General features: G+C 68.2%; 20 protein-coding genes. 10 read left to right on the top strand and 10 right to left on the bottom strand.

Features of this window, described 5'->3' with window-relative positions; translation table 11 throughout:
* The first annotated feature begins 21 nt into the window (after positions 1-21).
* The 3 genes from ACWCOV_RS09330 (at position 22) to ACWCOV_RS09320 (ending at position 5004) form a co-directional block, all read left to right on the top strand.
* Positions 22-1782, top strand: coding sequence for a chitinase (locus ACWCOV_RS09330; protein WP_449828745.1), 1761 nt, complete (start codon positions 22-24; stop codon positions 1780-1782).
* Between the two features lie 94 nt (positions 1783-1876).
* A complete protein-coding gene (locus ACWCOV_RS09325; protein WP_449828744.1) occupies positions 1877-3538 on the top strand; it encodes an FAD-dependent oxidoreductase in 1662 nt (553 codons plus the stop codon).
* Positions 3538-5004: an ATP-binding protein gene (locus tag ACWCOV_RS09320; RefSeq protein WP_449828743.1), complete on the top strand. Its 1467-nt coding sequence runs from the start codon at positions 3538-3540 to the stop codon at positions 5002-5004. Before ACWCOV_RS09325 ends, ACWCOV_RS09320 begins: the two co-directional genes overlap by 1 nt.
* Here the strand turns inward: ACWCOV_RS09320 and ACWCOV_RS09315 are convergent.
* Together ACWCOV_RS09315 and ACWCOV_RS09310 are read right to left on the bottom strand one after the other, a co-directional pair.
* Positions 4997-5509, bottom strand: coding sequence for an alpha/beta hydrolase family protein (locus ACWCOV_RS09315; RefSeq protein ID WP_449828742.1), 513 nt, complete (start codon positions 5507-5509; stop codon positions 4997-4999). The genes ACWCOV_RS09320 and ACWCOV_RS09315 overlap by 8 nt on opposite strands.
* Positions 5494-6018, bottom strand: coding sequence for an alpha/beta hydrolase family protein (locus ACWCOV_RS09310; protein WP_449828741.1), 525 nt, complete (start codon positions 6016-6018; stop codon positions 5494-5496). Before ACWCOV_RS09310 ends, ACWCOV_RS09315 begins: the two co-directional genes overlap by 16 nt.
* A gap of 56 nt (positions 6019-6074) precedes the next feature.
* On the opposite strand from ACWCOV_RS09310, the gene ACWCOV_RS09305 reads away from it, so the two are divergent.
* Positions 6075-6611 (top strand): helix-turn-helix domain-containing protein, encoded by a 537-nt coding sequence (locus tag ACWCOV_RS09305; protein ID WP_449828740.1) that lies wholly within the window; start codon positions 6075-6077, stop codon positions 6609-6611.
* A gap of 37 nt (positions 6612-6648) precedes the next feature.
* On the opposite strand, the gene ACWCOV_RS09300 is transcribed toward ACWCOV_RS09305, so the two are convergent.
* The gene (locus ACWCOV_RS09300; RefSeq protein ID WP_449828739.1) at positions 6649-6855 is read right to left on the bottom strand and encodes a hypothetical protein; all 207 of its coding nucleotides are present in this window, start codon (positions 6853-6855) and stop codon (positions 6649-6651) included.
* A 149-nt stretch (positions 6856-7004) separates the two neighbouring features.
* Here ACWCOV_RS09300 and ACWCOV_RS09295 point away from each other — a divergent pair, with 149 nt between their 5' ends.
* Positions 7005-7439 (top strand): hypothetical protein, encoded by a 435-nt coding sequence (locus ACWCOV_RS09295; RefSeq protein ID WP_449828738.1) that lies wholly within the window; start codon positions 7005-7007, stop codon positions 7437-7439.
* Here the strand turns inward: ACWCOV_RS09295 and ACWCOV_RS09290 are convergent.
* The 3 genes from ACWCOV_RS09290 to ACWCOV_RS09280 are packed head-to-tail and all read right to left on the bottom strand — an operon-like array spanning position 7436 to position 9910.
* The gene (locus tag ACWCOV_RS09290; RefSeq protein ID WP_449828737.1) at positions 7436-8248 is read right to left on the bottom strand and encodes a MerR family transcriptional regulator; all 813 of its coding nucleotides are present in this window, start codon (positions 8246-8248) and stop codon (positions 7436-7438) included. The genes ACWCOV_RS09295 and ACWCOV_RS09290 overlap by 4 nt on opposite strands.
* A gap of 42 nt (positions 8249-8290) precedes the next feature.
* Complete coding sequence (locus tag ACWCOV_RS09285; RefSeq protein ID WP_449828736.1) at positions 8291-9226, bottom strand: sugar kinase; 936 nt, start codon at positions 9224-9226, stop codon at positions 8291-8293.
* Positions 9227-9280: 54 nt separating this feature from the next.
* Complete coding sequence (locus ACWCOV_RS09280; protein ID WP_449828735.1) at positions 9281-9910, bottom strand: bifunctional 4-hydroxy-2-oxoglutarate aldolase/2-dehydro-3-deoxy-phosphogluconate aldolase; 630 nt, start codon at positions 9908-9910, stop codon at positions 9281-9283.
* A 143-nt stretch (positions 9911-10053) separates the two neighbouring features.
* On the opposite strand from ACWCOV_RS09280, the gene ACWCOV_RS09275 reads away from it, so the two are divergent.
* Positions 10054-11862, top strand: a complete 1809-nt coding sequence (locus ACWCOV_RS09275) for an exo-alpha-sialidase (RefSeq protein WP_449828734.1) — start codon at positions 10054-10056, stop codon at positions 11860-11862.
* A gap of 5 nt (positions 11863-11867) precedes the next feature.
* Here the strand turns inward: ACWCOV_RS09275 and ACWCOV_RS09270 are convergent, their stop codons facing one another.
* From ACWCOV_RS09270 to ACWCOV_RS09255, 4 genes are read right to left on the bottom strand one after another with little or no spacing between them, the layout of a single operon-like run.
* Complete coding sequence (locus tag ACWCOV_RS09270; RefSeq protein WP_449828733.1) at positions 11868-12647, bottom strand: hypothetical protein; 780 nt, start codon at positions 12645-12647, stop codon at positions 11868-11870.
* Entirely contained in the window at positions 12641-13786 is a 1146-nt protein-coding gene (gene dgoD, locus ACWCOV_RS09265; protein ID WP_449828732.1) for a galactonate dehydratase, read from the bottom strand. The genes ACWCOV_RS09270 and dgoD overlap by 7 nt, the downstream gene beginning before the upstream one ends.
* Positions 13783-14538 (bottom strand): FadR/GntR family transcriptional regulator, encoded by a 756-nt coding sequence (locus ACWCOV_RS09260; RefSeq protein ID WP_449828731.1) that lies wholly within the window; start codon positions 14536-14538, stop codon positions 13783-13785. The genes dgoD and ACWCOV_RS09260 overlap by 4 nt, the downstream gene beginning before the upstream one ends.
* Positions 14535-15257: an SDR family NAD(P)-dependent oxidoreductase gene (locus tag ACWCOV_RS09255; protein ID WP_449828730.1), complete on the bottom strand. Its 723-nt coding sequence runs from the start codon at positions 15255-15257 to the stop codon at positions 14535-14537. Before ACWCOV_RS09255 ends, ACWCOV_RS09260 begins: the two co-directional genes overlap by 4 nt.
* A 217-nt stretch (positions 15258-15474) precedes the next feature.
* On the opposite strand from ACWCOV_RS09255, the gene ACWCOV_RS09250 reads away from it, so the two are divergent.
* The 4 genes from ACWCOV_RS09250 (at position 15475) to ACWCOV_RS09235 (ending at position 20628) form a co-directional block, all read left to right on the top strand.
* Positions 15475-16758 carry an ABC transporter substrate-binding protein gene (locus ACWCOV_RS09250; RefSeq protein WP_449828729.1) on the top strand — a complete coding sequence of 428 codons (1284 nt, stop codon included), beginning with the start codon at positions 15475-15477 and terminating at the stop codon, positions 16756-16758.
* Positions 16759-16994: 236 nt separating this feature from the next.
* A complete protein-coding gene (locus tag ACWCOV_RS09245) occupies positions 16995-17831 on the top strand; it encodes a carbohydrate ABC transporter permease (protein WP_449828814.1) in 837 nt (278 codons plus the stop codon).
* A complete protein-coding gene (locus ACWCOV_RS09240) occupies positions 17828-18649 on the top strand; it encodes a carbohydrate ABC transporter permease (protein ID WP_449828728.1) in 822 nt (273 codons plus the stop codon). Before ACWCOV_RS09245 ends, ACWCOV_RS09240 begins: the two co-directional genes overlap by 4 nt.
* On the top strand, positions 18646-20628 hold the full coding sequence (locus ACWCOV_RS09235; protein ID WP_449828727.1) for an alpha-galactosidase: 1983 nt from the start codon (positions 18646-18648) through the stop codon (positions 20626-20628). The genes ACWCOV_RS09240 and ACWCOV_RS09235 overlap by 4 nt, the downstream gene beginning before the upstream one ends.
* Positions 20629-20656: the final 28 nt, after the last annotated feature.

Genomic DNA, 20656 nt, shown 5'->3' with positions numbered 1-20656 from the left:
ACCGCCCCGGGAGGTCCGCCCATGCGTTCACGGTGCCTTGCTGTCGTCCTCGGTCTGGTTCTGCTGCTCGTCGGTGGGACGCAGACCGCGCAGGCGGCGAACGTCCTGACCAATCCGGGCTTCGAGACCGGGTCACTGAGCGGGTGGACGTGCTCTGGCGGGTCTGTCGTCAGCAGTCCGGTGCGGAGTGGCGGCTATGCGCTCAACGGGGCGGTGTCGAGTTCGGACTATGCACAGTGCAGCCAGACGGTGTCGGTGCAGCCCAGTACGGCGTACACGCTGTCGGGATGGGTGCGTGGGTCGTACGTCTACCTCGGCGTCACGGGCGGTGCGTCGACCTGGACGCCGTCTGCTTCGAGCTACACGCAGCTGAGTGTCTCGTTCACGACAGGTGCGAGTCAGACGTCGGTGCAGGTCTACGTGCACGGATGGTACGGACAACCGGCGTACCAGGCGGATGACATCAGCCTCGACGGTCCGGGCGGCAACCCATCTGGACCTGGCGTCCCCGGGCCGCCTTCAGTCACGGGTACGACGAACAGCAGCATCTCGCTGAGTTGGGGCGCCTCCACTGGCACCGTCACCGGCTACCGCGTGTATGAAGGCTCCAACGTCGTACAGACCGTTACTGGTACGACGGCGACCGTCAGCGGACTCGGGACGTGTACGAGCCACACCTACTCGGTCGCGGCGTACAACGGCACCGGTGAGTCGGCCAAGTCCACAGCGGTGACAGGTACGACGGGAGGCTGCACGAGCACGGGGTTGCCGAAGCACGCGCTGATCGGATACCTGCACGCGAGCTTCGCCAACGGCTCGGGGTACGTGCGGATGGCCGACGTGCCGGCGGAGTGGAACATCATCAACCTGGCCTTCGGTGAACCGACGTCGGTGACGTCGGGGGACATCCGCTTCAACCGCTGCCCGGTCGCGGAGTGCCCGAGCGTGGAGAGCGAGGCGGAGTTCGCCAGCGCGATCCGGGCCAAGCAGGCGGCGGGTAAGAAGGTGCTGATCTCGATCGGCGGCGCCAACGGGCAGGTGCAGCTGACCACGACGGCGGCCCGGGACGCGTTCGTCAGCTCGGTCAGCGCGATCATCGACCGCTACGGCCTCGACGGGCTGGACATCGACTTCGAAGGACACTCGCTGTACCTGAACGCGGGTGACACCGACTTCCGCAACCCGACCACACCGGTGATCGTCAACCTGATCTCGGCGCTGAAGTCGCTCAAGGCGAAGTACGGTGCCAACTTCGTGCTGACGATGGCGCCGGAGACGTTCTTCGTGCAGGTCGGGTACCAGTTCTACGGCGGTGCGGGTGGCGGCGACAACCGGACCGGGTCCTACCTGCCGGTGATCCACGCGCTGCGCGACGCACTGACCGTGCTGCACGTCCAGGACTACAACTCCGGTCCTGTGATGGGGCTGGACAACCAGTACCACACCATGGGCGGCGCGGGCTTCCACATCGCGATGACCGACATGATCAAGGCCGGCTTCCCGGTCGCGAACACCGGTCAGACCTTCCCAGGACTCCGGCAGGACCAGATCGCGTTCGGACTCCCGGCAGCGGTCAGCGCAGGCAACGGCTACACCGCCCCGGCAGTCGTGCACCAGGCGCTCGACTGCCTGGTCAAGGGCCAGAGCTGCGGCGGTTACAGCCTCCGTGGCGGCGCCTCGCCGGCCTTCCGTGGGCTGATGACGTGGTCGATCAACTGGGACCGGTACTACGGCTGGGAGTTCAAGAACAGTCACGCGCCGTACCTCGCCGCGCTGCCCTGAGGTTTCCCGCAGGTCCTCACTGTGGGAATCCGCAGCGAAAGTGTGCGGGAAATACCCTTCCCGATTCTTGGTCCGGCGCTGGTATGAAGGAGGCATGACAGCGTCAACGACCCGCCCGGTGATCCTCACCGTGGACGACGACCCCGGCGTTTCCCGGTCGATCGCCCGTGACCTCCGCCGTCGGTACGGCGAGGAGCACCGCATCGTCCGGGCGGAAAACCCTGGGCAGGCGCTGGATGCCCTGCGCGAGCTCAAGCTGCGGGGCGAGCCGGTGGCGCTGCTGCTGGCCGACTACCGGATGCCGCAGATGTCCGGGATCGAGTTCCTCGAGGCCGCGATGGACCTGTTCCCGCTGGCGCGCCGCGTGCTGCTCACCGCGTACGCCGACACCGACGCGGCGATCCAGGCGATCAACGTGGTCGACCTCGACCACTACCTGCTGAAGCCGTGGAACCCGCCGGAGGAGAAGCTCTACCCGGTGGTCGACGCGATGCTCGACCTGTGGAAATCGACCCCGGAGCCGTCCACCGACGAGACCCGGGTGATCGGCCACCGCTGGTCGGCGCCGTCGTTCGCGGCCCGCGACTTCCTCGCCCGCAACGCCGTGCCGTACCGGTGGTACGGCGTGGACGAGGACGAGAGCAAACGGCTGCTGGAGGCGGCCGGGGTGGACGGTTCGACGCTCCCGGTGATCATCACGCCGGACGGCACGGTGATGGTGGCGCCGAGCGAGGCCGAGCTGGCCAACAAAGTGGGACTGTCGACGGCGCCCGCCTCGGAGTTCTACGACCTGGTCGTGGTCGGTGGCGGTCCGGCGGGTCTCGGTGCGGCCGTGTACGGCGCCAGCGAGGGGCTGCGGACCGTGCTGGTCGAGCAGCTGGCGACCGGCGGCCAGGCCGGCCAGTCGAGCCGGATCGAGAACTACCTCGGCTTCCCCGACGGTGTCTCGGGCGCTCAGCTGACCGACCGGGCCAGGCGCCAGGCGGTGCGGTTCGGCGCCGAGCTCCTGACGGCCCGTCAAGTGGTCGGTCTGGAGACGCTCGGGTCTGCGCGCAAGCTGCGGTTCTCGGACGGCAGCGAGATCTCGTCGCACTCGGTGATTCTGGCGACCGGGGTCTCGTACCGGACGCTCGACGCCCCTGGTGTGGACGACCTGTGCGGCCGGGGCATCTACTACGGTTCCGCGACGACCGAGGGGCCCAGCTGTGCCGGCCAGGAGGTCTACATCATCGGCGGGGCGAACTCCGCCGGCCAGGCCGCGGTGTACTTCTCGAAACACGCCAAACGCGTGCATATGCTGGTGAGAGGACCATCGCTGACGGCGACGATGTCGTCGTACCTGATCAATCAGATCGACGAGATCGACAACATCGAGGTCCACACCTGTACGCAGGTGGTCGACTGCAAGGGCTCCGACCATCTCGAACGGGCAACCCTGCGGAACAGTGTGACCGGTGAGTCGCGCGAGGTGGACACGGAGTGGATGTTCGTGTTCATCGGTGCGGCCCCGCGGACGGACTGGCTGCCGGGTGACCTGCTCCGCGACGAGCGCGGTTTCGTGCTCACCGGGCCGGACCTGCACGGCAAGCCGCCGGGCTGGGCGCTGGAGCGGGAGCCGTACCACCTGGAAACGAGCATGCCGGGCGTGTTCGCCGCCGGGGATGTGCGGGCCGAGTCGGTGAAGCGGGTCGCCTCCGCGGTCGGCGACGGAGCAATGGCCGTGACACTCGTGCACCGATACCTGGAGATGCTCTGATGACTGTCGACACCGAGAAGCCGCGCCGGCTGACCCCGGACGAGTTGCGCACGCTCTTCCTGTTCGAGTCGCTGACCGACGAGCAGTTGCAGTGGCTGTCCGATGCCGGGTACGTCGAGTCGGTGCAGGACGGGATCGTGTTCTCCGAGGGAGACCCGGCGACCTGCTGCTACGTGCTGCTGTCCGGTGAGCTCCGGCTGTGCAAGCTGTCGCACGGTGAAGAGGTCGAGATCAACCGGACCCGCCAGCGCGGGGTGTACGCCGGCGCCTTCAACGCCTTCTTCGGCGCCACCGACCACAAGACCTACACGGCGACGATGCGGGTGACCGAGCCGTCGGAGTTCTACGTGATCGGCGCCGAGACCATGGCGACGATGATGAACACCTGGTTCCCGATGGCGGTGCACCTGATCGAGGGCTTCATCATGGGGATGCGCCGGACCAACGAGACGCTGGGGGAGCGCGAGCGGCTGCTCGCCCTCGGATCGCTGTCGGCCGGTCTTACGCACGAGCTCAACAACCCGGCCGCCGCGGCGGTCCGGGCGGCAGCGACGCTGCGGCAGCGGGTCGCGGGCATGCGGTCCAAGCTGGCGATGCTTGCCGACGGCACCTTGGATGCGACCAAGCTGCACCAGATCGTCGAACTGCAGGAGGCGGCGGTCGAGCGGCTGGACAAGACCAAGGACAAGGACATCTCACCGATGGAGTTGTCCGACGCCGAGGACTCGCTGACCGACTGGCTGGACGACCACGACGTGCAGGCCAGCTGGGACGTCGCGCCGGTGCTGGCCGCGGCCGGTCTCGACGTGCCGTGGATGGAAGAGGTGCTGGCCGCGGTCGGGCCGAAGTACCTCGAAGGTGCTGTGCGCTGGCTGATGTACACGATCGACACCGAGTCGCTGATGAACGAGATCGACGACTCCGTCACCAGGATCTCGACCCTGGTCGGCGCCGCGAAGCAGTACTCGCAGATCGACCGAGCGCCGTACCAGATCGTCGACCTGCGCGAGTTGCTGAAGTCGACGCTGGTGATGATGTCGGGCAAGCTGCAGGGGTACGAGGTGGTGAAGGACTTCGATCCGGAGCTGCCGCCGATCCCGGCGTACGCCGCCGAGCTCAACCAGGTGTGGACCAACATCATCGACAACGCGGTGAGCGCGATGGGCGGGTCGGGAACGCTGACGATCCGGACCAAGAAGGACGGCGCCTACGCGGTCGTCGAGATCGGTGACACCGGCCCGGGGATCCCACGAGAGATCCGCAACCGCATCTTCGAGCCCTTCTTCACCACCAAGCCGATCGGCGAGGGCACCGGCCTGGGCCTCGACATCTCCTGGCGCATCGTGGTCAAGAAGCACCACGGCGACCTCCGCGTCGAATCCCAGCCCGGCGACACCCGCTTCAAGATCGTCCTGCCCCTAGACCCCGAGAAGGAACTGGAAACCGACCCCGACCTCCTCACCTAGTCTCGCTTGTTGTTGAGGGCAACCAGTTGAGAATGGTGGAGAGGGCCTCGGGATCGACATGGGCCGGGGTTTGGTAGTCGGTCATCGTGGACGGGCCGGCGCCGGGGAAGAAGAGGTGGTTGTCGGCGTGCAGGACGGTGATGGTGACGTCGGGGCGGTGGTCGAGGCCGCGTTGCGCGCCGATCAGGTCGTCGGCGACGGTGACCTGGTAGTCGCGGCCGCCTTGAAGGACCAGGATCGGGAGGTCGAGCTTGGCCGCGGTGGTGACCGGGTCGTAGTCGCGGAGGTCCAGCCAGTACGAGGCCGGTGCGCCAAACGGGAGGTCCGCAGCAGGGGTGTCGACTGAGAGGTCGGGGCTGTCGACAACGGCTGCCTGCCGCTCGAACTGCTCGACGATCTCGGCCGTGACTGCCTCGGGGTTGGTGGTCGCTAGGTACCGCAGGACGCGTACGGCGGCGTGGTGCATCGGCTTGGTGTCGCCGGCCATGATCACGAGTCCGGCCACGGACGGCTCGGCGGCCGCGACTCGCGGGGCGAACTGCTGCCCATGCTGTGGCCGACCACGAACACCTGATCCGCATGCTCCTTCAGCGCGCGTACGGCGGCGACGGCGTGTGGCACGTATTCGTCGTACGGCGTGAAGCCTGGCTCGGTCATCACCTCAGGCCGGGCGACCGTCAGCTTGTCGAACCGCAGGACCGCGACACCATGGCTCGCCAATCCCCAGGCCAGGTCCTTGAGCGGCTTGTTCGGTCCGCTGGTCTCGTCCCGATCGAGCGGTCCGCCTCCTGTGAGCAGCACGACGCCGACCGGAGCACGGCGCGCGTCCGGCGACGAACCGTCGTACCGCGGAAGGCTCAGCGTCCCGGGGACCGTCGACCCGGCGGACGCGCCGGGGATCGCGGAGGCGTGGGATGGGCTGACGGCGGAAAGCGTGGTGTCGGCGGTGAGGATGATGTCGTGTTCGGTGAAGTGGGCGGGATCGGCGTACGGCGGGGTGGTCCAGGCGGTCATCCGATTACCTTTCTCAGTCTTTGAGAAAGGTAGCATGACGTGAGATCGTTCGACCCATGGGTCCGCTGGAACTGCTGGGACACCCGGTCCGGCTGCGCATCGTGCACGCACTCCGCGGCGACCGGAGGCTGACCACGGGCGAACTCGGGGAACGCGTGCCGGACGTCTCGAAGGCAACGCTGTACCGCCATGTCGAGCTGCTGGCCGACGGCGGCATCTTGGAGGTCGCCGAGGAGCGCCGGGTCCGGGGTGCGGTCGAGCGGCGGTATCGGCTGCGGCAGGAACGGGCGTCGATCGACTCCGCAGCACTCGAGTTGACGAACGACGACTATCGGCGTGGGTTCGCGGCCGCGATGGCCGCGTTGGTTGCCGAGTTCAACGCGTACCTCGACCGCGAGGGCGCTGACCCGACAGCGGACCTGGTCGGGTTCCGCCAGCACGCGGTCTGGTTGCGCCGGGACGAGCTGGAACAGCTGATCGAGGGCATGCGTTCAGCGATCCTGCCGGTGCTGGCGAACGACGCGGGACCGGAACGCTCCCGCTACCTGCTCAGCCCCATCCTGTTCCCGGTCGAGGATCCAGACGACACGTGAACGCACCAGTTGATCGGGCGGGAGCCGCCGGTGCTCGTCAGGTCTGGCTTTCCTTGGTCGGGGGTTGAGGGGTGTCGTTGCGGTCCGAGTCCGGTTGCGCGCCTTCGTCGTGGCGGATCTCCTGGTCGCGTACGTCGACGTCGCCGCGCTCGAGCGCTTCGTTCACCTCGGTGTCGGTGACCTCAGCCGGGTTTTCGTGCGTCACGGGAGTCAAGCCCTCGTAGGGCCCACTGGGACTGGTCATAGCCGTCCCTCCATTCCTGAGTGCTGTGCAACATCCCGGTGCCCATCCACAGCCGGATCCACTCAGTCCACCCACCCGCGAGCAACCCCGTCACATCTCCTCACTGAGATCCGTCAACAGGACGTACACGGAGACCAGAGGAGAACACCATGCAGACAACACAGCAGCCAGAGGCAGCGCAGGCCGAAGGCGGAACCGCAGCGCCGGAGGCGGCTGGCGCCGCAGTAGCGGACGCGGCTGGCGCCGCAGTGCCGGCGGCAGCTGGTGCCGGAGGGCGGGAGGTGGTTGTGGGGACCGCGGTTGTGCGGATTCACAGCTATGCCGTCGATCCCGACAAGCTGGCCGAGTTTCTCGAGCGGCGGGCGAAGGTGATTGGGGTGATTCGGGATGCGCATCCTGGGTTGACTTCGACGCAGCTTGTTCGGCTCGAGGATGGGAGTTACAGCGACACCTGGCGCTGGGAGTCGTTCCAGGCGATGGCTGCTGCCTTCCCGCTGGCCCAGTCGCCGGAGGCGGTCGCGGCCTGGTCCCTGGTGTCCGCGCCGCCGACCGCCACCAACGCCGAGGTCATCGACGAGCGTTAGGTCAGTTCTAGTTGGAGTTCGGTGATCCAGTGGGTTTCGTCGTCGCCGTCTGCTTCGAGGAAGTGGTGGCGCCAGCGGGGGGACTCCAGGAGGTCGTGGTGGCCGTTTGCTTCGGCCCAGCGGGCTAGGTCCTGGTAGGCGGCAGCGATGCCGGATATCGGGCCCTGGTGGATGGTGGACGCCACCTCGACGGCAGGCAGTGACCGGGTCTGCAGACCTGGAACCGAGTCAGTGGGTACGGCGTAGCCGGCGATGACCTCGACCGCGGGGCCGCTGTCCGCCGAGACGAAACGAGCGACGGGCGTGGTTCGGTCGGCCTTCACCGCCTCCATCCGCTCGATCACCTGCTCGAAGAGATCACGCAGTACCTGACCGGTGCTCTGCGGGCTGGCGTCGTCCGCGGACGCCGAGAGGGCTGCGATCGTCAGTGCGTCGGCTTGTTTGATTTCGATCGTCGTGTTCATGCGGTTCTCCTGCTCGATCAGTCGGAGTCTCGCTGTCACTCGGTCGAGGACGTGCCGGTCGTGCCGCACCCGGCGTTCGAACTCGGCCTGCCGCAGGCGCAGCATCCCCTTCATCTCCGCGGGATCCACGCCTTCACCGAGCAGCCGGCCGACCTCGTCCAGGCTGAACCCGAGCCCTTTGAGGGCGACCAAGCGGTTCAGGGTCGTCAACTGCGTGACGTCGTACGAGCGTCGGCCGCTGTGCGGATCGACGTGCGCAGGCTTGAGTACGCCGATGGCGTCGTAGTGCCGCAGCATGCGCGTCGACACTCCACCGAGGCGAGCGAATTCTCCGATGTTCACCATGACAACCCGACTCTCTGCCTTGACACAGTGTCAACTGCAAGGTCAGCGGAGGGCCGTGCCTTGGGTGTGCGAGAGCAGGCTCAGGTCGTCGCGGGTGGGCAGGGATTCCCAGTCGCCGGTCGCGGTGACGCAGAAGGCCCCGGAGGTGGTGGCGCGGTCGAGGCGGTGTTCGGGGGAGAGGTCGTCGAGGGTGCCCGAGAGGTAGCCGGACACGAAGGCGTCGCCGGCGCCGATGCTGTCGACGACGGTCACCGGGAGAGCGGGGCGGTGGATGGTGCCGTCGGTGGTGTGCGTCCAGGCGCCCTTGCCGCCGGCGGTCACGACGATCTCGGTGATGCCGTTGTCCAGCAGGTCGCGGACTGGTTCGGTGGCGTCGGTGAGGATGTCGAGCTCGTCGTCGGACGCGAAAACCGTGTGTACGAAGGGAAGCAGCTCACGCAGGGCGGTCGCCGCGTCGGCGCGTGACCACAGCCGAGCGCGGTAGTTCACATCCAGTGATACGCGTACGGCGGACTCCGCAGCCGCACGTACGACGTCCAGCGTCGCCGCTCGCGTGGAGTCGGAGAGGGCCGGGGTGATGCCGGTGACGTGCATGAGTCGAGGCGCGGACGCTTCCAGGGCGGCGAGGCACTCCGCACTGGTCAGCATGGAACCGGCCGAGCCGCGGCGGTGGTAGCTGACCCGGGTGATGTCGTGCGACGGCTGGTCGAACGCAATGAACCCGGTGAACGACTCGTCCGAGAAACGGAGCCACTGCGTGTCCACACCCTCGGCCCGCAGGGTGCGCTGGATCAGCCGGCCGGGCTCGTCGTTGCCCACAGCACCCAGCCAGGCGGCCTGGTGGCCGAGCCGCGACACTCCGATCGCGACGTTGCTCTCCGAACCGGCGATCGACAGGTGCGCATCACCGCCGAGCCGCATCGGACGAGCAGTCCGCAACGAAACCATCGTCTCGCCGATGGTCAGGAGATCCGTCATCGCTCTACTCCGTACGGTCGACTGAGTTGAGGCCGAATGCACCCCGGTGCCTGGTCATGGGCGGTGCGCGCCTACGGCGGTGAGGAACGCCTTGGCGCGGGCAGCTAGTTCGGATTGGGGGCCGCCGGTGGCGGCGTCGCCTAGGAGGGGGGAGGCTACGCCTACGGCTAGGGCGCCGGCGGCCAGGTACTCGGGGGCGGTCTTCGCGTCGACGCCGCCTACCGCGATCAGGGGTGCGTCGGGGAGTGGGGCGCGGAGTTCACGGAAGTAGCCGGGGCCGTAGACCTTGGCCGGGAAGATCTTGACCGCGGTCGCGCCGAGGTCGAGCGCGGCGACGACCTCGGTGGGGGTGAGCGCGCCGCAGAGCAGCGGAAGACCGAGCTCGACGCTGCGGTGGGCGCCGCGGGTGATCGCGGGCGTGACCGCGAACCCGGCGCCGGCAGCAGCGACCTCGTCGGCCTGGGCGGGCGTGACGACGGTGCCCGCGCCGATCAGGATCGACGGGTCGTACGTCGAGCGCGCCTTGGCGATCGCCTCGACCCCGCCCGGCGTGGTCAGCGACACCTCGAGGGCGGTGATCCCCGCCTCGACGAGGGTGTGGATGCATTCCAGGGCGCGCTCGGGGTCGTCGGTGCGGATGATGGCGAGCACCTTGCGGCGCCGGAGTTCGGCAAGCAGATCCATGGTTCCTCCTCGGGGTCCACGCTATTGGATCGATCCAGACATAGGACGTCCCATGTCATCGGTTTTGGGACGCCCGGAAGTGGATAAGTTACGAGGTGAACAACCGCCCCGTTGTTTACTTTCAGTTTTGGAGGCATCCGCCCATGCCCACCCGACTTCCACTCCTCGTAGCGCTCACGCTGCTGGCGCCCGCCGCCCCGGCCGTAGCGCAACCACTCACAGAAAGCCCGGCAGCAATCACCCAGACCGTGCTCTTCAACAAAGGAGACGCGGGGTACGGCTGCTACCGGATCCCCGCGATCGTGAAAACCAAGGCCGGCACACTGCTCGCCTTCGCCGAGGCCCGGCGGGCCTGGTGTGCGGACTCGCAGGAGATCGACCTGGTGATGCGCCGCTCCGACGACGACGGCCGGACCTGGTCGGCGACGCAGACCGTGCTCTCCGGCACCGACACCGACCCGAACGCGGTGGCGACCCGCGGCAACCCGGCGCCGATCGTCGACTACGAGACCGGCCGGATCGTGCTGCTCAGCACGATGGATCCCGGTACGACGAGCCGCCCGCGGACGCCGTACGTGCAGGTCAGTGATGACGACGGCCGGACTTGGAGCAAGGCCAGGAACATCGGTGACCAGATCGACGACCCGGCCTGGGGCTGGTACGCCACCGGGCCCGTGCACGGCATCCAACTGACGCGTGGTGCGCATGCCGGGCGGTTGGTGGCCGGGACCAACTACGACAACGGCAGCGGTCGTGCGGCTGGGCAATTGGTGTACAGCGACGACAGTGGCGAGACCTGGCACAAGGGTGCGACCGACCTGCGGGCCGATGGCGCCGTACCGCAGGAGATCAGTGTCGTCGAGAAGGTGGACGGCGGCGTCTATGCCATTGCCCGCAACAACGCCGGTGCTGCCGGAGCCAGCCGGATGTCTGCGGTCAGCAACGACGGCGGGCAGACGTATGTCGCGCCGTACGCGACCATCTCCGGTCTGACCACGCCGGTGGTGCAGACGTCGCTGCAGCGGCTGCGGGCTGTGGATCGCGGCGACAAGTACAACCGCATCCTGTTCGCCGGGCCGGCTGATCCGGAGCGGCGGCGGTACATGACGATCCGGTCCAGCTTCGACGAAGGCAAGACCTGGCAGTCCGTGGCCGAAGGCACCAGGATCACCAGCGACTGGTCCGGGTACTCCGACATGGCGATCCTGGACACCGGCGAGATCGGGTTGCTGTACGAAGGCGGCACGGTCGACGCGCGCGACCAGATCCGGTTCGCCCGGTTCACCGAGAGCGACATCGGCCACCCGGACGCGCCGCTCGGCGCGACGACGCCCGATGTCTCCGGGCTGGGCAACCACAGCTACCTGCGTGGCGGGACCACTGCGGTCGCCGGCAAGTTCGGGCAGGCTCGCGATCTCGACGGCGTCGACGACGCGATCCAACTGCCGTTCGCGGAGTCGCTCGCGGTCGGCGGCGGTGACTTCACCGCGATGGCGTGGATCAAGTACGGCGCGAGTACGGCGAACCAGGCGATCTTCTGGGGCTACGGCATCAACGAGTTCTCGCAGTTCTGGCTGCGGGCCGAACCCGCGGACAGCCGCATCCGCGGGCTGATCACCACCAACGGCAACACCGCGTCGGTCGCCACGACCAGCGCCTACAACAACAACGCCTGGCACCACGTCGCCCTGCAGCGCAAGGCCGGCACGTTGTCGATCTGGGTCGACGGCGTGCAGGCCGCCAGTGTCGCGGCGCCGGCCGGGTCGGTCAGTCCGGCGCGACCGTTCAAGATGTACGTCGGCCAGCGGCTCGACGGAGCGCATCACTTCGACGGCTCGATGGACGAGGTCCGGATCTACAAGCGGGCGCTGACCGCGACCGAGATCAACAGCATCCGTACGACGAACAGCACCGCGGTGGCTAACGCCGTACTCGATCTGCCGCTCGGGTAGCGCCATCACACTGGCCTGGCGGAGACCGTCAACCGCCAGGCCAGCTCGCCACTCGGCGGTACGACGGCCGCGTCGCCCGGACCGGCCTCCGCAAGATCGAACACCCGCCCGAGCATCGGCTCCACGCCCAGGCTCCGGTACGGCGCCTCGGCGGGGAACCCGGCCTGGTTGCGCCACAACGCCGTCGACACTGGTTGCCCGGGGCAACTCAACTCCAGCTGCAGGAGCGCGCCACGGTCGAGGACAGAGACTGTGGGGCAGTCGACGAGAATCGCCCCGACCGCGGTCCCGTCGGACGGGCCGTAGATGTTGAGGTCGAGCGGCGTCGGCCAGGTGGTGTCGAGCCAAGGCGCGTCCGCGGGCCACGGGGTCGAGAGATGGAGAGCGGCTTCGGGGTAGAGCCTGCAGGGCGTGCCGCCGGGTGCCAGCACCGATGCGCCGACTGCGCAGTCCAGGAGTGCATGGGCCGCCCACGTGAAGCGGTAGCCCGGCGGCGCGTGCAGGTGGTAGTCGGCGGTCACGGAGTCGGCGTCCGACGTGAAGGCCCGGGTCAGGGTCGTGCCGCCGTACGAAACCGACTCATCCCAGGGTTGGTTCCACAGACCGCCGTGGTCGGGGGTGCCGCGGACGGTCGGGAAGCACTCGTCGAGACCGCCGGCGTCCGTGAAGGCCGTGTGGTTCGTGCGGGGTCCGCTCAGGAGCCCGGGACCCTGCCAGAGCCACTCTCGACCAGCCAGCCGCAGTGACTTCCAGCGGCCGCCGTCCTCCGCGTCGATGACTACCATTCGGCGAACGAGCCGTCGGGGTGGGTCCAGACTGGGTTACGCCAGCTGTGGCCGGTCTGGTCCGCGGCGCGAACGGCGGCCTCGTCGACCGTGATTCCCAAGCCAGGCAGGGGATTCCACTCGGCGTGCCCGTTGACCCAGGTGTACGGCGTCGGGTCGGTCACGTACGACGTGAGGTCGCTCGCCTGGTTGTAGTGGATGCCGCGGCTCTGCTCCTGGATCAGAAAGTTCGGCGTCGCGAACGCAACCTGCAGACTCGCCGCCAGCGAGATCGGTCCGAGTGGGCAGTGCGGCGCCAGCATCGCACCGTGCGTGTCGGCCAGCACCGCGATGCGGCGCAGCTCCGAGATCCCGCCAGCGTGTGACACGTCCGGCTGGACCACCGCAACGCCGGCGTTCAGTGGCGCCACGAAGTCCGAGCGGTGGTAGAGCCGTTCGCCCAAGGCGAGCGGGACAGTCGACGTACTGACCACCTCGGACAGATGCACCATGTGCTCAGGCAGCACCGGCTCTTCGACGAAGAACGGCTGCAGGTCCTCGACCGCGTGCAGGATCCGCCGCGCGCCGGCCACGCCGACCCGGCCATGCAGGTCGATGGCCACGTCGCGCGTGTCGCCGAGAGCCTCACGGGCCGCACTCAACCGGGCCACGATGTCGTTGATCTCGGCAACGGACGGCGACGGCTGGATCAGTCCGCTGCCGTTCATCTTGACCGCGGTCATGCCAGCCTCGACCTGCTCCGCGACCTGGTCGGCCACGGCGGCCGGCTCGTCCCCGCCGACCCAGGCGTAGACGCGGACCCGATCGCGCACCCGTCCACCGAGCAGTGCTGCGACCGGAGCGCCGTACACCTTGCCGGCGATGTCCCACAGGGCGTGGTCGAGCCCGGCGACTGCGCTGCTCAGGACGGGCCCACCGCGGTAGAAGCCGCCCTTCGAGAGCACCTGCCAGTGTCGCTCGATCTGAAGGGGGTCCTGGCCGATCAGGTACTCCGACAGGGTCTCGATCGCGGTCCGGACGACCTCGGCGCGGCCTTCGACCACGGGTTCGCCCCAGCCGACGACACCGTCGCTCGTCTCGATCCGGCAGAACAACCAGCGCGGCGGGACCAGGAAGGTTTCGATCCTCTCGATCTTCACGAGCGACGTCCCCGGCCCCGGCCCCGAGCCGACGAGGAGCCACGGACCTCGGTCAGGTCCTCCGCCGCCTTCGCCAGCAACTCACGCATGGCCGACTCCGCCGCGCCAGGGTCGCCGGACCGGACGGCGTCCACCACCCGCTGGTGACTGGGCAGCGGATCGTCCGACGGCTTCACCTTGTGCACCAGCCGGTCGCGATCGGCCAGACCGGTCTCCATGATCACTTCCATCTTGGTCAGCAGCTCGTTCCCCGTTGCCGCCAGCAACGCGCGGTGGAACTTGAGGTCCGCGGCGACCGCCGCGAGGTCGTCCTTCGCCGACGCCATCTCCTCGAGCGCCGCGTCCAACGCCTCCAGGTGCGTCGGCTCCGCACGCTGGGCGGCCAGCCGGGCGGCGGCGGGCTCGACGATGCCCCGCACCTCGTGCAGTTCCTCGAGAAGCTCCGGCCGTACGTCGTCGTCGAAGTGCCAGCGGATCATGTCCGCGTCGAGCAGGTTCCAGTCCGACCGCGGCCGGACGAACGTGCCGCGCTTCTGCCGCGCGTCGACCAGCCCCTTGGCGGTCAGCACCTTCAACGCCTCGCGGACCGCGGTCAGGCTGACGCCGAGGTCGGCCTGCAGGTCCGGCACGTTGATGGTCGCGCCCTCCGGGATCTGTCCGGACAGGATGCGCTGGGCCATCACCTCCACGATCTGCCCGTGCAGTCCCCGCGTCACGCCGCGCTGAATCCCCGTCACACCGCTCTCCCTCATGCCGAGTCCTTCACCGCGGACCAACCACCGTCGACCACCAGGCTGGCAGCCGTCACGTACGACGCTTCCTCCGACAACAGGAACGCGATCACCTGTGCCACCTCGTCCGCCCGGCCGAGCCGGCCGACCGCTGTGGCCTTCGCACTCTGTTCGCGGCCCTCGGCGTCGACACGGTCCCACATCGCGGTCTCGATCGGGCCCGGCAGGACAGTGTTCACCCGGATGGAGCCGCCGTACTCGACGGCGAGTTGGCGTCCGAGCGCAACCAGGGCACCCTTGGTCGCCGCGTAGGCAGGGTGTCCGGGCAAGCCGACCAGCGCGTGCACTGACGAGACCAGCACGACGGAGCCGGCGCCGGCGACAAGGTCGTCGTACAGGCTCTGGAAGCCGAGGAAGGCTGCGGTCAGGTTGACGTCGAGCTGCCGTTGCCAGGCCGCCGGGGACAGCTCGTGAGCCGGTCGCACGTCGACGAAGACCGCGTTGCTGACCAGGCCGTCGATCGGGCCGAGCTCATCGCGACCCCGCGACGTCACCTCGGCCCACGTGTCCGGCGACGACACATCGCCCAGTACGGCGATCGCGCGGCCCGGCACCTCCTTGCACGGCTGCACGTCGACCTGCACGACCGACGCGCCGTCGGCCAGCAGCCGCTCGACGCAGGCCGCGCCGATCCCGGACGCGGCCCCGGTCACCACGATCACCCGCCCCGTCAACCGCACCCGCGCCTCCTCAACCAACCCGGCCGGCGGCCGGGCCTCCAACGATGAACGAGGCACCAGTTGACCGTGGCGCCGTCGTCACGTCAAGCGATTTGCTCGTAATTTACGAATTAATATTGACACCCGGGTGCGCTCGCCGCAAGATCGTCCGCAACACACCACTCACTCGACCGGCCCATCGCTCAGATTGGCCGTCGGGGCGATTTCAGGAGTTGGCATGACGGGTCTGGCAGCAGATCGGCGGACTTTCCTCAAGGGACTCGGACTGCTCGGGGCGGCTGCCCTGGTGCCCGGGTGCGCGACCTCGACGAGCAGTCCGGGCAGCGGCAGCGCGGCCACTGGTGAGCTCTCGCTGCAGTCGAACCTCTCCAGCGAGCAGGCGAAGGCCGCGATGGAGAAGCTCGTTGCTGCGTACAACAAAACCGGCGGGTCCCAGGTCAAGCTGAACACGGTCGCGTCGGAGATCTTCCGGACCCAGCTGCCGACGTACCTCACCTCGGCGAACCCGCCGGACGTCTACACCTGGTACGCCGGCTCGGTCGCGGACTCGTACGCGAAGAAGGACCTGCTGCTCGACGTCACCAGCGTGTGGGACGGCCTGCAGAACTACCCGAAGTCGATGCAGACGCTGTCCACCAGCAGCAACGGGCAGAAGATCTTCGTGCCGACCAGCTACTACTGGTGGGGCATGTTCTACCGGAAGTCGAACTTCGCCAAGTGGGGCGTCACGCCGCCGAAGACGTGGGACGAGTTCCTGCAGGTCTGCAAGACCATCCAGGGCAAGGGCGTGCCGCCGATCGGCATCGGGCTCGGGGACACACCGTGGGTCGCGTCGGCCTGGTTCGACTACCTGAACATCCGGATCAACGGCGCGCCGTTCCACCGCCAGCTGCTGGCCGGCCAGGGGCGGTTCGACGACCCGAAGGTGAAGGCGGTCTTCACCAAGTGGCGCGAGGTGCTGCCGTACTTCGACCCGAAGGGCAAGTCGTTCCCGTTCCAGGAGGCGACCTCGGCGCTGCTGGCCGGCAAGACCGGGATGTTCCTGATCGGCACGTTCTTCGCCGACTCGGCCCCGAAGGACGCGCTGGACGACATCGACTTCTTCCAGTTCCCGATCATCGACCCCGCCGTACCGGTCGCCGAGGAGGCGCCGACGGACGGCTACTTCGCGTCGAAGAAGGCGAAGGACCCCGAGGGCGTCAAGAAGTTCATGACCTGGCTGGCGACGGCCGAGGCGCAGGAGATCTACGTGCAGAACTCCTCCGGTACGGCGATCCCGGCGAACCCGGACGGGAAGGCCGCGGACACGCCGCTGGTGAAGAAGGGCAAGGCGATGATCGAGAGCGCCGCCGAGCTCACCCAGTTCTTCAACCGCGACTCCAGCGACGCCCTGCAGCCTACCGCCGACGCCGCCCTCACCAAGTTCCTCGACAAGCCCGACCAGATCGACCAGATCCTGAAGGACTGGCAAGCCGCCGCCCAGAAGGTCTTCACAGCGTGACTTCGACAGAAGCGGGTTGGGACGCATTGCCCGGCGGCATGCTCTCGTCTGCAACCCGTCCGCCCCGCGTGCGGCGGGGCGGACGGGGGAGTGGAGACGGCGGGGAGCCCGACAGCCGGAACGACTCCCGGCCGGAGGCCGGGACCGGCCGTCGGCCGGGAGCATCCGGCCGCGGAAGTTCCAGTTCCCGCGCTCGGAGCGGGCGCGGTGCCCGGCGGGTTTCGCCGTTGATCCTCGTGTTCGTCTTCGTGCCGTTCGCGGTGGAGGCGGTGTGGGTGTTCTGGCCCGCGCTGCAAGGGTTCTGGCTGGCGCTGACGAGCTGGGACGGGTTGTCGGCGCCACGGTTCGTCGGGTTCGGGAATTTCACCGAGATGGTGTCGGACCCGATCTTCCGGACTGCGTTGAAGAACACGGCGATCTGGCTCGTGCTGTTCGGCGGGCTGAGTGTGGTCGGCGGGTTCGGGATGGCGTTGCTGCTTCAGCGCGAACGTCGCGGCGTCGGCATCTACCGTGCCGCATTGTTCACCCCGGTCGTCTTCTCGCTGGTCGTCACCGCGCTGATCTGGCGCGTCTTCTACCAGCCGGACGGCCTGGTCGACACGATCCTGCGCACGATCGGCCTCGGTGACTTCATCCGCCCGTGGCTCGCCGATCCCGACACCGTCCTGTACGCCGTGATCGTGCCGGCGCTGTGGCGTCAGATCGGTTACGTGATGGTGCTGTACCTGGCTGGTCTCAAGGCGGTCGACCCCGCGCTCTACGAAGCGGCGAAGGTGGACGGCGCCTCGGCCTGGCAGCGGACCCGCTTCGTGACGATCCCGCAGCTGAAGGGCGTGAACTCCGTCGTCCTGTCGGTGATCGTGATCGACTCGCTGCGATCCTTCGACATCGTCTGGTCGATGACGAAGGGCGGTCCGTACCACTCGTCGGAGCTGCTCAGCACCTACATGTACTCGACCGCGTTCCAGTCCACCCAGCTCGGCTACGCGTCCGCGCTGGCCGTGGTCATCTTCCTGCTCGCCCTCGCCGTCATCCTCGGCTACCTGATCCGCGCCTTCCGGGAGGAGACATGAACCGCCTCAAGACGTCCGGCTACCACCTGGCGATGGGGCTGATCTCGTTCCTGTGGGTCGCCCCGATCCTGTGGGTGATCGTGATCTCGTTCCGCAGCTTCGACGACGTCGCGGCGAACGGGCTGGGGTCGCTCCCGCACTCGTTCACGTTCTCGACGTACAAGTCGGCATGGGAGGACGCGGACGAGTTCCGGGCCTTGGTCAACAGCCTGCTGGTGACGATCCCGGCGGTGATCCTGAGTCTGGGACTGGCGTCGATCGCGGCGTACGGGCTGGCGCGGTACAGCATCCCGTTCCGGCGGACGGTGCTGCTGCTGATGCTGATGGGCAACCTGCTGCCGCCGCAGATCCTGCTGATCCCGATCTCGCGGTTCGTGGAGCTGATCGGGTACTACGACACGCTCATCGCGCTGATCGCCGTCCATGTCGGGTTCGGGCTCGGGTTCTACACGTTCGTGCTGCACGGGTTCATGCGGGACCTGCCGCGGGAGATCCAGGAGGCGGCGACGATCGACGGAGCAGGGCCGGGGAAGATCTACTCGAGCGTCATCCTGCCGCTGACCCGGCCGGCGCTGGCGGCGCTCGGTGCGCTGTCGTTCACCTGGATCTTCAACGACCTGCTGTGGTCGATCACGGTGATCCGGTCCGGCGAGAAGATGCCGGTCACGCCGGCCCTGCTCGGTCTGCAGGGCTTGTTCGTCTCGTCCTGGAACGTGATCGCGGCCGGCACCGTCATCGCCGCGATCCCGACGGTCGCGGTCTTCCTCCGCTTCCAGAAGCACTTCGTCGGCGGCCTCGCGATCGGAGCCGTCAAGTGAGGACCTGGACGTTGCGCGGCCCCAGCACGTCGTACGTCGTCGGCGTACCCGACCACGGCGGGTGGGCCGAACTGGTTGCCTGGGGCCCGCACGCTGTCGCCGAAGGCCCCTCCACCCTCGCCCCCGAAGGCACCGAGCACTTCCTCCCCCGAGCCGACATCCAACCCCTCGAATACGCCCCCCGAGGAGTCCGCTACGGCGCCCCCGTAGACCTGATCGTTGCGGGACCCGACGGCTCGGACGAGTTCCGCGCAACCTTCGCCGGTGTGCGTGAAGGCGGTGAGTTGCAGCTGGAGTTCAAGGACGAGCTGCGGTCCGTCTGGCTCGTGCTGCACTACCGGATGGTGGGGGATGTGGTGGAGCGGTGGGTTTCTGTGCACAACGACAGTGCGGACGGGCTCACGTTGTACCGGCATGAGTCGGCTGGATTTGTGATTCCGGGGCGGGGTCCCATCAGGTACTTGTGGGGCGAGTGGAACAGCGAGTTCCAGCAGGCAGAGGTGAGTCTCGAGCGCGGGCGGTTCAGCATCGGGAGTCAGCAGGGGATCACCGGGCACTCCTACTCACCGTTCCTCTCGGTCGGCGGGTACGGCGTGCAGCTCGCGTGGACCGGGTCGTGGGAGATGTCGGCCGAGGTGGACACCACCGGGCAGACGCGGATCCAGGCCGGGCGCGCCCCCTCCACGCTCGGGCTGCGGCTCGGCCCAGGGGAGTCGTGGGAGTCGCCGAAGGCAGTCGGGGTGTACAGCTCCGAGGGACCAGAGGGCCTGGCGCGTGTATTCCACGACTACCAGCGCTCCTTCTCCCGCCGCCGTACGCCGAAGGTCCTCTACAACTCGTGGTTCGCCACTGAGTTCGACGTCCGCGCGGAGCACCAGCTCGAGCTGGCGAAACGGGCAGCGGCGATCGGTGTGGAGACGTTCGTCGTCGACGACGGCTGGTTCACCGGGCGCACCGACGACCGGCACGGACTCGGCGACTGGGACGTCGATCCGGCCAAGTTCCCGGACGGGCTCGACGCGTTCATCGCGCAGTTGAACGACCTCGGCCTCGACTTCGGACTGTGGATCGAGCCTGAGTCGGTCAGCCCGGGATCGGGGCTGGCCGCCGAGCACCCCGAATGGATCCTGCGCACGGAGGGCCGGGAGCCGCTTCTGGTCCGCAACCAGCTTCTGCTCGACCTGAGCCGGGACGACGTCCGCGAATTCATCTCGGACACGCTCCACCAGCTGTTGTCGACGTACGACATCAGCTACCTGAAATGGGACGCGAACCGCCCGCGCCTCGACGCCGGCGACCAGCGCCGCGACCTCGACGGCCGGGTCGTCGCCAACCTCTACGCGATCCTCGACCGGCTCCGCGCCGAGCATCCGCAGGTGTACGTCGAGGGTTGCGCCGGTGGTGGCGCCCGGGTCGACCTCGGGATGGCCGCGCGGGTCGATACGCTCTGGCCGAGTGACAACACCGCCCCGCTGGATCGGCTCAGGATCCAGCGGGGATTCCTCACCGGCTACGCGCCGCACCTGATGAGCTCGTGGGTGACCGATGCCGACGGCACCCATGACGGCCGCGAGCGGTCGCTCGACTTCCGGTTCCACGTGGCGATGTCCGGCGTACTCGGGATCGGCGCCGACCTGTCCCGCTGGAACGACGACCAGCTCAAGACGGCCCGGCACCACATCGCGCAGTACAAGTCGATCCGCGACGTGGTTGCCAACGGCACCGTTTACCCGTTGACCGCCGGCCTGCAGTACGTCGGCGCCGACCGGTCGGTGGTGTTTCTGTGGGAGACGGGAGACGGCAACGTCCGCGGGACGCTGCCGACCAGGCCGCGCCGCGTGCCGCTCGTCCAGCTGGATCCCGCGACGAACTACCGGGTGGGAGACGAGGTCCACCCGGGCAGCTACCTGCTGCAGGCCGGCGTCCGCTGGGACGGCTCGGCCGACTCGAACTGCCTGGTCGTCGAAGCACTCGACTGACCGTTCCGCTCAACGGCAGCAAAGGACA

It is taken from the genome of Kribbella sp. NPDC002412 (assembly GCF_053592935.1).
This window is presented reverse-complemented; position numbering and strand designations above follow the sequence as displayed.

Excerpts from the sequence above, each read along its gene's own strand:
- ACWCOV_RS09330 (WP_449828745.1), top strand. The coding sequence starts at position 22 with ATGCGTTCACGGTGCCTTGCTGTCGTCCTCGGTCTGGTTCTGCTGCTC.
- ACWCOV_RS09325 (WP_449828744.1), top strand. The coding sequence starts at position 1,877 with ATGACAGCGTCAACGACCCGCCCGGTGATCCTCACCGTGGACGACGAC.
- ACWCOV_RS09320 (WP_449828743.1), top strand. The coding sequence starts at position 3,538 with ATGACTGTCGACACCGAGAAGCCGCGCCGGCTGACCCCGGACGAGTTG.
- ACWCOV_RS09310 (WP_449828741.1), bottom strand. The coding sequence starts at position 6,018 with ATGACCGCCTGGACCACCCCGCCGTACGCCGATCCCGCCCACTTCACC.
- ACWCOV_RS09305 (WP_449828740.1), top strand. The coding sequence starts at position 6,075 with ATGGGTCCGCTGGAACTGCTGGGACACCCGGTCCGGCTGCGCATCGTG.
- ACWCOV_RS09300 (WP_449828739.1), bottom strand. The coding sequence starts at position 6,855 with ATGACCAGTCCCAGTGGGCCCTACGAGGGCTTGACTCCCGTGACGCAC.
- ACWCOV_RS09295 (WP_449828738.1), top strand. The coding sequence starts at position 7,005 with ATGCAGACAACACAGCAGCCAGAGGCAGCGCAGGCCGAAGGCGGAACC.
- ACWCOV_RS09290 (WP_449828737.1), bottom strand. The coding sequence starts at position 8,248 with ATGGTGAACATCGGAGAATTCGCTCGCCTCGGTGGAGTGTCGACGCGC.
- ACWCOV_RS09285 (WP_449828736.1), bottom strand. The coding sequence starts at position 9,226 with ATGACGGATCTCCTGACCATCGGCGAGACGATGGTTTCGTTGCGGACT.
- ACWCOV_RS09280 (WP_449828735.1), bottom strand. The coding sequence starts at position 9,910 with ATGGATCTGCTTGCCGAACTCCGGCGCCGCAAGGTGCTCGCCATCATC.
- ACWCOV_RS09275 (WP_449828734.1), top strand. The coding sequence starts at position 10,054 with ATGCCCACCCGACTTCCACTCCTCGTAGCGCTCACGCTGCTGGCGCCC.
- ACWCOV_RS09270 (WP_449828733.1), bottom strand. The coding sequence starts at position 12,647 with ATGGTAGTCATCGACGCGGAGGACGGCGGCCGCTGGAAGTCACTGCGG.
- ACWCOV_RS09260 (WP_449828731.1), bottom strand. The coding sequence starts at position 14,538 with ATGAGGGAGAGCGGTGTGACGGGGATTCAGCGCGGCGTGACGCGGGGA.
- ACWCOV_RS09250 (WP_449828729.1), top strand. The coding sequence starts at position 15,475 with ATGACGGGTCTGGCAGCAGATCGGCGGACTTTCCTCAAGGGACTCGGA.
- ACWCOV_RS09240 (WP_449828728.1), top strand. The coding sequence starts at position 17,828 with ATGAACCGCCTCAAGACGTCCGGCTACCACCTGGCGATGGGGCTGATC.